A 14,715-nucleotide genomic window follows, 5' to 3' on the forward strand; every position below is an offset into this window, starting at 1 on the left:
AGGCCCGATAACGGCTGACCTGTTGCAAGGCAACGGGTGAGGCGCGGTTGTTGCTCCAAAAACGGCGGCCTCATGGAAGGGACGTGCCGTTTTCAGAGGGCCCGGTAGTGTGTCCCCGGGTCGAGAGGGGGCTCAAGACGCGGCTTCAGCCTGTTTCAAAAGGCGCAGCAGGTGTTTGTGGGCGAATTCGTTGCCGACAACCACATCGCCGCTCTCCAGCATCTTGTTCTTGCCCTGAAGGTCACTGACGAAGCCGCCGGCCTCGCGTACCATCAAAAGCCCCGCAGCGATGTCCCAGGAATTCAGATTGTGCTCCCAATAGGCGTCGAGACGCCCGGAGGCGGTCCAGGCGAGATCCAGGGAAGCAGCGCCGTTGCGGCGGATGCCGGAGACTTCCGGCATGATATAGCGCAGTTCGCGCAGGGCCCTGCCATGGTCGCCCCGGCCGATGAAGGGCAGGCCGGTTCCGAACAGCATTTCCGGCAGTTCCATACGGCCCGCCACTCGCAGGCGGCGGTCATTGAGGAAGGCGCCCCGGCCACGCTCGGCGGTGTAAAGCTCGTCCATCACGGGATTGAAGATCACCCCGGCCACGATCTCGCCCGCCCGTTCCAGTGCAATGGAGGTGGCGAATATCGGAATGCCGTGCAGAAAGTTGGTGGTGCCGTCGAGGGGGTCGATGTGCCAGCGGTGCTGGCCGTCCGTCCCGTCCACTTCGCCGCTTTCTTCCATCACCAGACCATATGTCGGGCGGGCCTTGCTCAGCTCAGCGCGCAGGATCTCCTCCGCCTTGCGGTCGGCGGCGGACACAAAATCCCCCGGCCCCTTGCGGGACACCTGGAGATTTTCCACTTCGCCGAAATCGCGGACCAGGCTGCGCCCGGCCTTGATGGCGGCTTGAACCATAACGTTGAGGAGTGCTGTGCGGGCCATTGCGTGTCACTTGTTTTTGGGCGCTGCCCGCTTGCGGGCGCGCCATTTGATAGGGATCGTGCCGGAAAATCAGTCCGCGCGGCGGACATATTCCAGGGTGCCGGTGTCGACGATGATCTTTTCACCGGCGGTGATGAACGGCGGCACCATCACGCGGACACCGTTTTCCATCAGGGCGGGTTTGTAGGAGGACGACTGGGTCTGCCCCTTCACCACCGCATCCGCCTCGCTGATTTCCAGCGTAACATGCTGTGGCAGGGTGATGCCGATCGGGCGCTCTTCATGGAGCTCCACCGTCACCATCATGCCATCCTGCAGGAAGGCCGCGCGGTCGCCAACGAAATCGGACTGAAGTTCCAGCTGCTCATAGGTTTCCGTGTCCATGAAAATCAGCATGTCGTCCTGGGTGTAAAGATATTGGAAGTCCTTCTGTTCCAGCCGGACGCGCTCGACCTTGTCTTCAGAGCGGAAGCGCTCGTTGAGCTTGCGGCCATCCAGCAGGTTTTTCATTTCGACCTGCGCGAAGGCGCCGCCTTTGCCCGGTTTCACGTGCTGGACCTTGACCACGGCCCAGAGGGTGTCCTGATGCTGAAGCACGTTACCGGGCTTGATTTCGTTACCGTTGATTTTCATGGAACGACCGACTTTATCAATTGTTAGGATCTGAAGCAGCGCGGTCCCCGGCCTTCGGCAAGGGCGCCAGAATTTGCTCGCGCCTGTCCACCACAAAAGCGGGGCGGTTTCAAGGAAAAAAGGCATGTTCTCTTCATGTTCGGCCGGGGCAGGGGCGTTTGCGCCGCCTTTGCCTCGCAGCGGCACCAGCGCCTTTGCGGAAACTACGGAGGCACCGGAGCTCTTCGGGCGGCCCACAAACAGAGCCTTAAGGGGAGGACTTCGCCGGGTCCTCAGTGGGCGGCATCAGGGTTGCCGAATACCGCTCCGCCTGCTGGCGGGCGATTGACAAGGTGGTGTCATCCAGGGTTTCCACGATCCGGTCGAGCTTGAAATCGGGAACGCCGAGGGCGCGGGCCGTCAGGTGCCAGGCCGCAGCGGCGGCAAAATTCTGTTCGCGGCCCCGGCCATAGGCATAGATCCTGGCCAGCCGGTTCATGGCCACCGGATTGCCCGCCATGGCCGCCCGCTCGAACCAGTCGGCGGCTTCCTGTTCATTCGGTTCCACGCCTTTGCCCTGGAACCGCAGGATCGCGTAATAAACTTGCGCGGACACATTGCCGCGCCGGGCGGCGCGTCCGAGCCAGAAGGCGCCCTTGCTGGGATCGTTGAGGCCGGTCTGGGATTCCAGATAGGACAGGCCCAGCGCATATTGTGCTTCCGGGTCGTTTTTCTGGGCTGCCTCTTCCAGCAGTTCCCGGGCTTTCTTCTCGTCAAACGGGCGTCCGGCGCCTTCCTGATAAAGCAGGGCCAGATTGTAAAGTGCAGAGGCATTGCCCGCCTTGGCAGCCTGTTCGAAGAGGTCTGCCGCCTTGGCCTTGTCTTCCTTGACCCCGGCCCCCAGCAGATAAAGCTGGGCCAGCTGCAGGGCGGAGCCCGTGTCCCCGGCCGCTGCGGCCAGACTGTACCAGTCCGCCGCCTTGGCCATATCCTTGCGGATGCCAAGCCCTTCCTCATGCATCACGCCGAGCAGGGCCTGGGCGGCCATGTCGCCTTTTTCCGCCAGCGGAGTGGCAATGCCAACGGCGGTCAGATACCAGCCCCGCTGGAACGCGCTATAGGCGGTTGCGGCATTGGCGGTCTCGCCTTTTTCCAGATCCGGCGGCCCGGCATCGACAATGCTGTAAAGGGTTCTGTCCTTGGTGGTGACATCGATCAGCGCGTGTTTCGGGCGGTCCTCGCCCTCTTGCGGCGGGGCTGCTGCAGATCCGGTGTCAGCCTCGGCTGCCACTCCGCTTTCGGCCGCAGCGTCTGCAGGCTGGGCGGCCTTGGGGGCCGGGTCTTCTGCCTGGACGGGCAGGGAGGTCAGCGCAAGCAGGACTGCGGCCGCAAAGGCGGCCTTGGATCCGTTGGCAGCGGCGCTTTGGTCCTGGCAGGACCGGCTGCTCCCGGTCTGCATCAGTGCGTCTCCCGCAGTCTTCAAGGCGCCGTCTCCTGTGTTCAATCCACGTCAGGGAAAGGGTGGGCATCCAAAATGGTGTTGGCCTGTTCAACAATGGCGCGGCTGTCGGCGCCCGCTTGCCAGACGGCCTCTTTCAGCGCAACAAAGTCAGCGCCGGTGGCGGCGACATCGGCCAGGGTGTCCAGCGTGTTGCCGGCCAGCGCCACACAGGGGGTCTCAAACAGCTCTGCCCACCAGGCGGCGCTGGTCAGGGTCTTGTCGTGGGCCGTTTCCTTTTCGGCAAGGTCCAGTTTGCCGAAGAAAATATAGTCGACCCCAGTCTCGGCCCATTCCATGGCATCATGTTTGAGCTTGGTGCCGCCGGTGCCCACAATCCGCTCTGGCTGAAAGCTGTCCACGGCCAGTTTCAGGTCGTCCAGGGAGGTGTCCACATGAACGCCGTCGGCGCCGCTGCGGCCTGCTGCCTGGGTGTCCCGGTAGACGATGGCCGCAGCCCCGCCTTTTTGAATGATGGGCACGAGGATGTCCGCCGCCTGTTGAACATCCTTGGTGGCCGCCCCGGGCATATAGATCATCACGCAGGCGATATCGCCGCCCGAAAAGGCGTTTTCAAGCCGGACGGCAAGCTCCGCAGCGTCGAATTGGGGCGGGGTCACAAGAAAGAGGCGCGGGCGGTTCACGGGGTCACGGTCCTGACAGGCAAAGTTCCAGTTACGGGTTCTTGTCCCTAAAGACGGCAAAAGAGGGACGCAAGGCCCCTCTTTCAACAAAATGCGCGATTTCGTGTTTTGCCCGGGCGGTCAGCCGATTTTCGGGTCGAGGCTGCCATTTTGATAGCGCGCCGCCATGTCGGACAGGGTGGCGATCTTCGCGATCTTGGAGGCTTGTCCGGCGGTGTTGAAGGCTTCCAGCCGTTCAACACACAGTTTCTGCATGGCTTCGCGGGCCGGTTTCAGGTATTTGCGCGGATCGAATTCGCCCGGATTTTCGCTCAGAACCTTGCGGATCTGGCCGGTCAGGGCCATGCGGTTGTCTGTGTCGATATTGATCTTGCGCACGCCGTTCTTGATGCCGCGCTGGATTTCCTCCACCGGCACGCCCCAGGTCTGGGGCATCTCGCCGCCATATTGGTTGATGATGTCCTGAAGGTCCTGCGGTACGGAGGACGAGCCGTGCATCACCAGATGGGTGTCCGGCAGGCGGCGGTGGATTTCCTCAATCACGTGCATCGCCAGGATCTCGCCGTCCGGCTTGCGGGTAAACTTGTAGGCGCCGTGACTGGTGCCCATGGCAATGGCAAGCGCGTCGACCTTGGTTTCCTGAACGAATTTGACGGCTTCTTCCGGGTCGGTCAGAAGCTGGTCGTGGCTCAGCTTGCCCTCCGCGCCATGGCCGTCTTCCTTGTCGCCCATGCCGGTTTCAAGGGAGCCGAGCACGCCGAGTTCCCCTTCTACGGAAATGCCGCCGAGATGGGCCATGTCGGTCACGGTCTTGGTGACGTCTACATTATAGACCCAATCCGCCGGGGTCTTGCCGTCCGCTTCCAGGGATCCGTCCATCATGACCGAGGTGAACCCGGCCTGGATTGCGGTCATGCAGGTCTGGGGTGCATTGCCGTGGTCCAGATGCACGCAGACCGGAATATGGGGGTAGATCTCCACCACCGCGTCCATCATGTGTTTCAGCATCACGTCATGGGCATAGGCGCGGGCCCCGCGGGAGGCCTGGATGATCACCGGGCTGTCGGTCTGATCCGCCGCCGCCATGATCGCAAGGGCCTGTTCCATATTGTTGATATTGAAGGCCGGGACGCCGTAGTCATTCTCGGCGGCGTGATCAAGCAACTGGCGAAGGGTAATACGAGCCATCAATTAACTCCCTGAGTCCGGTTCCGTGCGCCGCTCGTTGGTGAAAAAGTGCAAACGGGACGAACGATGCGTCAAGCTCCGTCGTTCTAACAAGATTTTCGGTGATGGAAAGAGCGTGGCGAGCGCTTAAATCAATTAAACTACAAGCACCTGCGGGAAATTTTCCGAAGAGAATTAATTTGGTTCGCAAATTAATCCGCCACAAGGGCACAGGCCGGACCCTGTGGCGGCGCCAGGTGTCTCAAACGGGCGAACTGATGTCGATAAAGGTTCCCGCCGGATCGCGCAGCACCATTCGCCTCTGGCCATAGGGCATTTCGCGCGGCGCTTCCACGATATTGGCCTTGGCGGCCAGAGCGCGCTCATAAACCGCATCGCAATTGTCGACCACAAAGGTCAGGATGACCCCGGCAGGGGCCCGCTGTGCCCTCGCGGGCACACTGTCGGCGGACTGGCGCAGGATTCCCAGTTCCAGTCCGGGTGTTTCGGGATCCACCAGATTGACGAACCAGTCTGAGGAGAAGGCGGGCTGCAATCCCAGAAGCTCTTCGTAAAAGGCGGCAGTGACAGCCACCTCTTCGGTCAGGATGTTGGCAAAGCAGCGCTGCATGATCTCCTCCTTTTTGGGGTCTTTTGTGGCGGGGTCAGGCCTCAAGGGCTTTCACGCCGGGCAGGTCCTTGCCCTCCAGCCATTCCAGGAAAGCCCCGCCTGCGGTGGACACGTAGGAGAAGCTGGCGGCTGCACCGGCATGATTGAGGGCCGCGACCGTATCGCCGCCGCCAGCCACGGAGTTCAGCTTGCCGGCCTTGGTCAGTTCCGCCGCATATCGGGCGGTTTCAACCGTGGCCTTGTCGAACGGGGTCAGCTCGAATGCCCCGAGCGGGCCGTTCCAGACCAGGGTCTTGGCATCGGCAAAGGCGGCCTTGATGGCGTCAATGGCAACCGGGCCCGCATCCAGCACCATACCGTCGGCAGGAATGCCGGTGTGCGGTGTCACGCTGGTGTCCGGGTCGGCCTTGAATTCCTTGGCCACAACACAGTCTTCCGGCAGCAGGATCTTGCAGTTCGCAGCCTTGGCGGCTGCCATGATCCGCTTGGCCGTATCGGCAAGATCGTGTTCGCAAAGGGATTTGCCCACGTCAATGCCTTCGGCCGCCAGGAAGGTGTTGGCCATGCCGCCGCCAATCACCAGCATGTCGACCTTGGACACCAGATTTTCCAGAAGATCGATCTTGGAAGACACTTTCGCACCGCCGACCACGGCCACGACGGGCCGGACCGGCGCTCCGAGGGCGGAGCTCAGGGCCTCCAGTTCCGCCTGCATGGTGCGCCCGGCATAGGCGGGCAAAAGCCGCGCCAGGCCTTCGGTCGAGCCGTGCGCCCGGTGAGCTGCGGAAAAGGCATCGTTCACATAAAGGTCGCCATTTGCGGCCAAGGCCTTGGCGAACTCCGGATCGTTCTGTTCCTCGCCCTTGTGGTAGCGGCTGTTTTCCAGCAGCAGCACGTCCCCGTCCGCCATCGCTGCAACGGCGTCTGCGGCAGGCTGGCCGATGCAGTCATTGGCAAAGGCGACCGGTTTGCCGAGCAACTGGGCTACGGCGGGCGCGACCGGAGCCAGAGACATGCCGGCCACGCGCTCGCCCTTGGGACGGCCGAAATGGGCCAGAAGAACCACCTTGGCGCCCTTGCCGGACAGCTCGCTCAAGGTCGGCAGAACCCGCTCGATGCGGGTCGTGTCGCTGACCTTGCCGTCTTCCATCGGCACATTCAGGTCGACACGCACCAGAACGCGCTTGCCGGTGAGGTCGGAAAGATCGTCGAGAGTTTTGAAAGTCATGGGGGCACCTGTGTCAGGGACGGGTCGAATTGGTGGTGACGGCAATGCCGATGCCGAACAGGGTCAGCAAAATGCCGAAGGACCGTTCAAGCCACATCTTGGCGCGGGTGAACTGAAGACGGACCGACGGAAGCGTGAAAAACAGGGTGACCAGAACAAACCACAAAAAGACGCCGCTGGCCATGATCACCCCGTAGCCGATCTGGGTCCAGAGCGGGGTTTCATGGGAGGTGACCTGCAGAAACACGCTGAGCGCGAACATGGTGGCCTTGGGATTGGTCACATTCGTGAAAAAGCCCCAGCGCAGGGCCTTCAGCGGCGGCATGCCTGCCAGCTTAGTGTCTGCCGGCATTTCTTTGGAGGCACTGCGGTACATGGTAACGCCAAGAAAGATCAGATAGGCGGCGCCGATCAGTTTCAGCGCATTGAAGAGAAAGATCGACTGGGAGACGATCAGGCCGATGCCTGCCAGAGCGTAGGTCACGTGAACGCCGAGGGCCAGCGCAATGCCGAGGGCGGTCATGATTCCGGCAAGACGGCCACCGATCAGGGCATTTCTCAAAACGACGGCAAAATCCGGGCCGGGCACGATGGCAACAACAATAGTGAGGGAGATAACGGTCAGAAGTTCGAGCAAGGAAAGCTCCGCTGGCAGGCACACAGAAAAGGCGGATGCGCAGGTTCCGCATCCGCCCCAAGGTCGGGTCTTAACGGGGATGTCCGCACATCCGCGTCATGGATCAGATCAGCTTTGCCATGGCAATGGCGGTGTCGGCCATGCGGTTGGAGAAGCCCCATTCATTGTCGTACCAGGACAGGATGCGCACAAAGGTGCCGTCCAGAACCTTGGTCTGGTCCATGTGGAAGACGGAGGAGTGGCTGTCATGGTTGAAGTCCATGGAGACCAGCTTGTCGTCGGTGTAGCCCAGAATGCCCTTCAGCTTGCCATCGGCAGCTTCGCGGATCGCAGCGTTGATTTCCTCGGCCGTCGTGTCGCGCTTGGCGATGAAGTTGAGGTCTACAACGGACACATTCGGGGTCGGAACGCGGATCGCAACGCCATCCAGCTTGCCGTTCAGCTCCGGCAGTACAAGGCCCACGGCTTTTGCAGCGCCGGTGGAGGTCGGGATCATGGACATGGCAGCGGCCCGGGCCCGGTAGAGGTCCTTGTGCATGGTGTCCAGGGTCGGCTGATCGCCCGTATAGGAGTGGATCGTGGTCATGAAGCCTTTTTCGATGCCGACGGCTTCGTTGAGCACATAGGCAACCGGTGACAGGCAGTTGGTGGTGCAGGAAGCGTTGGAGACGACCAGGTCTTCGGCGGTTAGGCTGTCATGGTTGACGCCATAGACAATGGTTTTGTCGGCGCCAGCGGCCGGAGCGGAGACCAGAACGCGCTTGGCGCCGGCTTCCAGATGAAGGGACGCCTTCTCTTTGGCGGTGAAGATGCCGGTGCATTCCAGGGCGACTTCAACGCCCAGCTCGCCCCAGGGCAGATCCTTCGGGTCGCGGATCGCGGTCACCTTAATGGGCTTGCCGCCGCCAACGGAAATGGTGTCGCCGTCAACAGAAACCTCTGCCGGGAACCGGCCGTGGACGGAATCGTAGCGAAGCAGATGCGCATTGGTTTCAACCGGTCCGAGATCGTTGATTGCAACGACTTCAATGTCGGTGCGGCCGCTCTCCACGATTGCCCGCAGAACATTCCGGCCGATGCGGCCAAACCCGTTGATTGCTACCTTGGTTACCATTTTCCACTCCCGCACTCTGGCGCCGCCTGAAATCCGGCGCCCATTGGTCGGCCACCTGAAAGGTGGCTGCGATAAAGAGCACATCTGTGCCCGGGCCCCGGCAGCTTATGGAGGAAAGGCAGCCGCCGGGAATTGATTTTGATTAAATGTCCAGTTTGGCTTTCACAGCCGCGACAACCGCGCCGCTGGTGATGCCGAAATGTTCGTAAAGAGCCTTGTAGGGCGCGCTGGCGCCAAACCCGGTCATGCCGACAAAGATGCCGTCATTGCCGATGAACCGGTCCCAGCCCATGCGGATGCCTGCTTCGATGGCCACCTTGACCGGGCCGGTGCCGATGACGGCTTCCTTATAGTCATCCGACTGGGCTTCGAAGAGTTCGAATGAGGGCACGGACACGACGCGGACCGGTGTGCCGGCTTCCGTCAGTTCCTTGTGGGCTTCCAGCGCGATCTCGACTTCGGAGCCTGAGGCAAACAGCGTGACGGCGTCGTCCTCGTCGCTGTCTACCAGAACATAGGCACCCTTGGCGCACTGGTTCTGCTCCTCATAGGACGGGCGCACGGACGGCAGGTTCTGGCGGGTGAGGGCCAGAACGGATGGGCCGTCACGGTTTTCCAGGGACAGCTGCCAGCATTCCAGCGTTTCGGTAACGTCAGCTGGACGGAAGAAGGTCAGGTCCGGGATCGCGCGCAGGGCGGCGAAATGCTCTACCGGCTGGTGGGTCGGGCCATCTTCGCCAAGGCCGATGGAATCGTGGGTCATCACATGGATGACACGCTGTTTCATCAGCGCCGCCAGGCGGATGGAGGGGCGGCAATAGTCGGAGAAGATCAGGAAACCGCCAGAATAGGGGATCATGCCGCCGTGAAGCGCCATGCCGTTCATCGCGGCGGCCATGCCGTGTTCGCGAATGCCGTAGTGGATATACCGGCCGGAGAAATCGTCCGGGGTGACCGGCGCCGTTTGCGGGGTCTTGGTGTTGTTGGACCCGGTCAGGTCCGCCGAGCCGCCAATGGTTTCCGGAACAACGCCGTTGATCACAGTCAACACAGCTTCGGAGGCCTTGCGGGTCGCCATGGTGGGCTGGTCTTCGGCAAGCTGTTTCTTGTAGTCCAGCACTGCCTGGGTGAAGCCTGCAGGCAGGTCGCCCCGGTTGCGGCGTTCGAATTCGGCCCGGGTTTCGGCCTCCGTCTCGGCAAAGCGCTTCTGCCAGTCCTTGTGAGCCTGGGCGGAGCGCAGCCCGGCAATGCGCCAGGCGTCCAGAATGTCGCTGGGAACCTCAAACGGCGCATGCGGCCAGTTGAGAGCGTCCCGGGTGCCTGTGATTTCGTCTGCGCCCAGCGGGGCGCCGTGGACCTTGGCGGTGCCAGCCTTGCTGGGGGCGCCGAAACCGATGGTGGTCTTGGCCGCAATCAGCGTCGGGCTGTCGCTGGCCTGAGCCTGGCGGATCGCAGCGGCAATGGCTTCCGGATCATGGCCGTCCACGTCGATGGTCTGCCAGCCGGACGCGGCGAAGCGGGCCTGCTGGTTGGTGCTGTCGGTGATCTCGACCCGGCCATCAATGGAAATGCCGTTGTCGTCCCAGATCACGATCAGCTTGTTCAGTTTCAGGTGGCCAGCCAGCGTCAGGGCTTCCTGGCTGATGCCTTCCATCAGGCAGCCGTCGCCGGCCAGTACGTAAGTGTAGTGATCGACCAGATCCGCGCCGAACCGGTCCGCCTGCAGGCGCTCGGCAATGGCCATACCGACGGCGTTGCCGAGGCCCTGGCCGAGCGGGCCGGTTGTGGTTTCAATGCCTGCGCCATGGCCGAATTCCGGGTGGCCGGCGGTGCGCGCGCCGAGCTGGCGGAAATTCTTCAATTCGTCCAGGGTGAAATCTTCATAGCCCAGCAGATACAACAGGCTGTAGAGCAGCATGGAGCCGTGGCCCGCAGACAGGACAAAGCGGTCCCGGTCGGCCCAGGCCGGGGCGGTCGGGTCGAATTTCAGAAATTCGGTGAATAGGACCGTCGCAATATCGGCTGCACCCATGGGCAGTCCGGGATGACCGGATTTCGCCTTCTCCACGGCATCAATGGCAAGAAAGCGGATCGCATTTGCCATGCGCTGGTGTTTTTCAAGATCGGTCATCGTCTTCCCGTTGCTCGCATAGGACGCATCTTTACCGGGGCAAATCGTCCGGCAAGGCGCAAAATCTGGTGTCTTGGCTCATGACCGGCGGGGCCGGTGACGCTCAGGCGCCAGACAAATATCAGGAACGGTCCCCAAGTCAATAAAGCTGCGGCTGCCGGAGGCTGAAAGAAAAACAACCGGCCGCAAGGCATAGAGTTGAGGATTCTGCCAAGGGTGCCATTGACGGGGAGAATGTGCGATGCCTAAGCTCGTAATACTGATAGAGGTTTGCTTTTTCGCTGAAACATGCGTGCCGGGCGGGGCGGCAGGAAGATACTTCAGCGCGTGTTGTGCCACAGGTGCCGGACCACCAGTTTCGGAGTTTGGAATTTATAAGCGGGCCGCCGCAAAAAATGGGCAGGACGACTTAAAATAATGGCGGAAATCGACTGCATAGAAAAAACCAGCCTTGCTGATGCCGTAAAGCGGTTGGACGCTGCCGTCGGAAATCTGGAAACTGCGGTTCAGCGGCGGATGGATGCGGACAGGTCCTTGAATTCCCTTCAAGATGATCTTCAGCGGCTTGGCGAAGACCGGTCGCAACTGGCGGCTTCGCTTGATGAAAGCCAGGCACGGGCAGACCGCCTGGAAGAGGCCAACAAGGATGTGTCCCGCAGACTTGTCACAGCCATGGAAACGATCCGCAGCGTTCTGGATGCGCATGGAGGCTGAGGCCGGGAGAATGGGACCGCAATGGCGCAGATAACAGTCACGATCAATGGCAAATCCTTCCGCATGGCATGCGACGACGGGGAGGAAGACCGTCTGCAGGGATTGGCCTCCCGATTCGACGGCTGGATCACGGAACTGAAAGGGGCTTTCGGCGAAATCGGCGATCAGAGGTTGACTGTGATGGCCGGTATCATGGCCACCGACCAGTTGTCGGAACTGGAGCGCAAGGTTCAGGCCCTGGAAGCCCAGCTGGCCGATGCCCGCCAACAGCAGGTTGCAGCCCTTGACGACATGAGCCAGACCGAAGAGGAACTGGCCCGGGCAGTCAACACGGCAGCAACCCGGATCGAAAGCCTCGCCGACGGCCTGACCAAGAGCCTGCGCCCGTCCGAAACGGCCTGATTGGTCTGCCCAAAGTCCGGCTCATTTTTGACGCCGCTCTGGTAATTGCCGGTCCACCGGTTTATATGCGAAGGGCGGCTGCCCGGTGCGTCAGGAACATTATCCCCGGGGCCTTACGCATTCCTTCGGGAGCTGTCCCTGCTTCGGACCGTGGTCTGTTGCATACGGCGCCCACCTACATTGTAGGTTTCCCGGGATTGCACTTCCAACGGTCGGACGGCTGCGCTTCATTTCCGGCAGGCAATTTTGCCGGGCCCGTATAGGCGGCCCGTTCCCGGCCTCTTGAAAAACCTCTCTTTGAACACTCACCTTCTGTTTTAAAAAGACCCATGAGCGACCGTTCCGCCCAAGCCCTTCACAAAGACCGGCTGCGCAAGCAGGTGCTGGCCCGCCGCAGGGCCATGGAGGAGGTGGAGCGTATTGAAAAGAGCTTGCAGCTTGCCGGTCATGGCAACAGCCTGCCGCTTCCGGACGGGGCGTGTGTTGCCGGGTTCTGGCCGATCCGGGACGAGATCGATCCCAGGCCGCTTCTTGATCTTCTGCGCCGGACCGGGCATCGCCTGTGCCTGCCGGTTGTTGCCGAGCCGCATCTTCTGTTCAGAACGCTGGAACGCGGCGCGGAGCTGGTAGAGGCCGGGTTCGGCACCATGGGCCCGGGGCCTGAGGCGGAGGCCGTGCGGCCGGATGTTGTCCTCATGCCGCTGGCGGGATTTGACGGGACGGGCAACCGGATCGGCTATGGCAAGGGGCATTACGATACGGCTCTTGCGGCGCTGGAGCGGGAGGGGCCTCTCCTGTGCATCGGGCTTGCCTTTTCCATTCAGGAGGTTGACCAGGTGCCTGCAGAAGCGCATGACAGGCCTTTGGACGGAATTTTGACCGAAAACGGCTACCGGCCGTTTGGCTGACCGGGCGAGGAAGAATGCGTATTTTGTTTCTGGGCGATCTGGTGGGCCGGACAGGACGCACCGCAGTGACCGAGGAACTGCCCGCTCTTGTGGAGGCGAACGGCCTCGACTTCGTGATTGTGAATGGCGAGAACGCGGCCTCCGGTTTTGGCATTACCGAAGCGATCCTTCAGGACGTGCTGGATGCGGGCGCCGATGTGGTGACGACCGGAAACCATGTCTGGGACCAGCGCGACACGCTGGTCTATATCGAACGGCAGGACCGGCTGCTGCGTCCGCTGAATTTTCCCAAAGGAACACCGGGGCGCGGGGCGCATCTGTTCACGGCGCGCAATGGCGCCCGGGTCATGGTCGCCAATGTGATGGGCCGCGTGTTCATGGACGCGCTCGATGATCCGTTTGCGGCGATTGATGCGGCTGTGAACGAGTGCCCGCTCGGTGACGTGGCCGATGCGATCATTGTCGACATGCATGCGGAAGCCACCAGCGAGAAACAGGCCTTGGGCCACTTTCTGGACGGCCGGGTGAGCCTTGTTGTGGGCACCCATACCCATGTGCCGACCGCCGATCACCAGATCCTGGAACACGGCACCGGCTATATGTCTGATGCGGGCATGTGCGGGGCCTATGACAGTGTTCTGGGCATGGAAAAGGACGAGCCGGTGAACCGGTTCCAGCGCAAGATCCCCGGCGGGCGCTTCAGCCCGGCGTCAGGGGCTGCCACCATCAGCGGTGTGGCGATTGAAACGGACGAGCGCACGGGTCTGGCAACCCGGATCGCCCCGGTCCGGATCGGCGGGCGGCTGGAGCCGGTGCTGCCGTCCTTTTGGGGGGCGGCCCGTTGATCTGCGCCAGCCGGCGTGACCAAGCTGGATTTTCGCGGCTAACTTGCCTATAAGCAGCGCAGTTTTCATCAAGATCATCCGCAAAGAACCGAGAAGAGCCATGGCAGGCCATTCAAAATTCAAGAACATCATGCATCGCAAGGGCCGTCAGGATGCGGCCCGCTCCAAGATGTTCTCCAAATTGTCCAAGGAAATCACTGTTGCCGCGAAGATGGGCGATCCGGACCCGGATGCCAATCCGCGCTTGCGTCTGGCCGTGCAGAACGCCAAGGCCCAGTCCATGCCGAAGGACAATATCCAGCGGGCCATCAACAAGTCCCAGACCGGGGACGGCGAGAACTATGAAGAGATCCGCTACGAGGGCTATGGCCCGGCAGGGGTTGCTGTGGTGGTTGAGGCTCTGACCGACAATCGCAACCGCTCCGCTTCCAACATCCGCTCCTATTTCACCAAATGCGGCGGGTCTTTGGGAGAAACCGGATCCGTGTCCTTTATGTTCGACCGGGTGGGCGAAATTGTCTACAAGCCGGAAGCGGGCGAAGCGGATGCTGTCCTGGAAGCCGCCATTGAGGCAGGTGCTGAAGACGTTCAGTCCGACGAGAGCGGGCACACCATCTACACGGCCTTTGAAGACCTGAACGACGTTGCCAAAGCTCTGGAAGAAGCGCTGGGGGAAGCCGATTCTACCAAGATCATCTGGAAGCCGCAGAACCTGACACCGGTCGATGCAGACAAGGCCCAGACCCTCATGAAACTCATCGACATGCTGGAAGACGATGATGACGTCCAGAACGTCTATTCGAATTTCGATGTGGACGAGGAAACCATGGCTGCGCTGGCCTCTTGAGGCGCGATTGACCAACGCTTTGAAGACCCCGGCCTTGCCGGGGTTTTTCTTTGGGGGGGGCTGGCGCTCAACACCAAATGGAAAGACCATGTTCCGCATCTATGATCTGACCCAGGCAGACCCGAAATCCCTTCAGGAACGGGCGCTGAAACTGGCTGAAGAAGCGGGCGAGCTGGCCCAGGCGGTTCTGTCCGTCACCAAGGCGCCGGGAAGCGCCTACAAGAACCACACCCTTGCCGATGTGCGCGAGGAAGCGGCGGACGCTGCCATTGTCGCGCTAAGCCTGCTGGCTCATGCGTCGGACAGCAAGGAAGAGTTTGAGGCGGAACTGAACCGGCTTATGGCGGAAAAATGCGCCAAATGGCAGGACAAGGTCGACGCCCAGAAACGGTCCGCCTAGGGCC

The 14,715-nt window shown here is 61.5% G+C and carries 16 protein-coding genes and 1 other RNA gene; 7 read left to right on the forward strand and 10 right to left on the reverse strand.

Going from position 1 to position 14,715, the window contains the following annotated elements; translation table 11 throughout:
• Positions 1 to 132 precede the first annotated feature (132 nt).
• The 10 genes from ACXAH0_RS05835 to tkt form a co-directional block, all read right to left on the reverse strand.
• Entirely contained in the window at positions 133 to 933 is an 801-nt protein-coding gene (locus ACXAH0_RS05835) for an inositol monophosphatase family protein (RefSeq protein WP_475173620.1), read from the reverse strand.
• Positions 934 to 1,002: 69 nt separating this feature from the next.
• Positions 1,003 to 1,566 carry an elongation factor P gene (efp, locus tag ACXAH0_RS05840; RefSeq protein ID WP_094074798.1) on the reverse strand — a complete coding sequence of 188 codons (564 nt, stop codon included), beginning with the start codon at positions 1,564 to 1,566 and terminating at the stop codon, positions 1,003 to 1,005.
• Positions 1,567 to 1,813: 247 nt separating this feature from the next.
• Positions 1,814 to 3,004 (reverse strand): tetratricopeptide repeat protein, encoded by a 1,191-nt coding sequence (locus ACXAH0_RS05845; RefSeq protein WP_475189690.1) that lies wholly within the window; start codon positions 3,002 to 3,004, stop codon positions 1,814 to 1,816.
• 41 nt (positions 3,005 to 3,045) lie between these two features.
• A complete protein-coding gene (locus ACXAH0_RS05850) occupies positions 3,046 to 3,687 on the reverse strand; it encodes a thiamine phosphate synthase (protein ID WP_475173626.1) in 642 nt (213 codons plus the stop codon).
• A gap of 120 nt (positions 3,688 to 3,807) precedes the next feature.
• Positions 3,808 to 4,875 (reverse strand): class II fructose-bisphosphate aldolase, encoded by a 1,068-nt coding sequence (gene fba / locus ACXAH0_RS05855; RefSeq protein ID WP_475173629.1) that lies wholly within the window; start codon positions 4,873 to 4,875, stop codon positions 3,808 to 3,810.
• 241 nt (positions 4,876 to 5,116) lie between these two features.
• A complete protein-coding gene (locus tag ACXAH0_RS05860; RefSeq protein ID WP_475173632.1) occupies positions 5,117 to 5,485 on the reverse strand; it encodes a VOC family protein in 369 nt (122 codons plus the stop codon).
• 34 nt (positions 5,486 to 5,519) lie between these two features.
• Positions 5,520 to 6,713 (reverse strand): phosphoglycerate kinase, encoded by a 1,194-nt coding sequence (locus tag ACXAH0_RS05865; RefSeq protein ID WP_475173634.1) that lies wholly within the window; start codon positions 6,711 to 6,713, stop codon positions 5,520 to 5,522.
• Between the two features lie 13 nt (positions 6,714 to 6,726).
• Positions 6,727 to 7,350 (reverse strand): LysE family translocator, encoded by a 624-nt coding sequence (locus ACXAH0_RS05870; RefSeq protein ID WP_475189692.1) that lies wholly within the window; start codon positions 7,348 to 7,350, stop codon positions 6,727 to 6,729.
• 103 nt (positions 7,351 to 7,453) lie between these two features.
• On the reverse strand, positions 7,454 to 8,464 hold the full coding sequence (gene gap, locus ACXAH0_RS05875) for a type I glyceraldehyde-3-phosphate dehydrogenase (RefSeq protein ID WP_475173639.1): 1,011 nt from the start codon (positions 8,462 to 8,464) through the stop codon (positions 7,454 to 7,456).
• Between the two features lie 142 nt (positions 8,465 to 8,606).
• Complete coding sequence (tkt, locus tag ACXAH0_RS05880; RefSeq protein WP_475189693.1) at positions 8,607 to 10,595, reverse strand: transketolase; 1,989 nt, start codon at positions 10,593 to 10,595, stop codon at positions 8,607 to 8,609.
• A 417-nt stretch (positions 10,596 to 11,012) separates the two neighbouring features.
• Between tkt and ACXAH0_RS05885 the strand changes: the two genes are divergently transcribed.
• From ACXAH0_RS05885 to ACXAH0_RS05915, 7 genes are all read left to right on the forward strand, one after another.
• Positions 11,013 to 11,309: a DUF4164 domain-containing protein gene (locus ACXAH0_RS05885; RefSeq protein WP_475173643.1), complete on the forward strand. Its 297-nt coding sequence runs from the start codon at positions 11,013 to 11,015 to the stop codon at positions 11,307 to 11,309.
• A gap of 21 nt (positions 11,310 to 11,330) precedes the next feature.
• Positions 11,331 to 11,711 carry a cell division protein ZapA gene (locus ACXAH0_RS05890; protein WP_475173645.1) on the forward strand — a complete coding sequence of 127 codons (381 nt, stop codon included), beginning with the start codon at positions 11,331 to 11,333 and terminating at the stop codon, positions 11,709 to 11,711.
• Positions 11,712 to 11,783: 72 nt separating this feature from the next.
• Positions 11,784 to 11,938, forward strand: a non-coding RNA gene (ssrS, locus tag ACXAH0_RS05895) — 6S RNA.
• A gap of 102 nt (positions 11,939 to 12,040) precedes the next feature.
• The gene (locus ACXAH0_RS05900) at positions 12,041 to 12,619 is read left to right on the forward strand and encodes a 5-formyltetrahydrofolate cyclo-ligase (RefSeq protein WP_475189694.1); all 579 of its coding nucleotides are present in this window, start codon (positions 12,041 to 12,043) and stop codon (positions 12,617 to 12,619) included.
• Positions 12,620 to 12,633: 14 nt separating this feature from the next.
• Complete coding sequence (locus ACXAH0_RS05905) at positions 12,634 to 13,464, forward strand: TIGR00282 family metallophosphoesterase (protein WP_475173650.1); 831 nt, start codon at positions 12,634 to 12,636, stop codon at positions 13,462 to 13,464.
• 100 nt (positions 13,465 to 13,564) lie between these two features.
• On the forward strand, positions 13,565 to 14,311 hold the full coding sequence (locus tag ACXAH0_RS05910; RefSeq protein WP_475173652.1) for a YebC/PmpR family DNA-binding transcriptional regulator: 747 nt from the start codon (positions 13,565 to 13,567) through the stop codon (positions 14,309 to 14,311).
• 88 nt (positions 14,312 to 14,399) lie between these two features.
• Positions 14,400 to 14,711 carry a MazG-like family protein gene (locus ACXAH0_RS05915; RefSeq protein WP_475189696.1) on the forward strand — a complete coding sequence of 104 codons (312 nt, stop codon included), beginning with the start codon at positions 14,400 to 14,402 and terminating at the stop codon, positions 14,709 to 14,711.
• The last annotated feature ends 4 nt before the right edge of the window (positions 14,712 to 14,715 follow it).

The sequence above is a fragment of the Roseibium sp. AWQ4_290 genome (assembly GCF_056160985.1).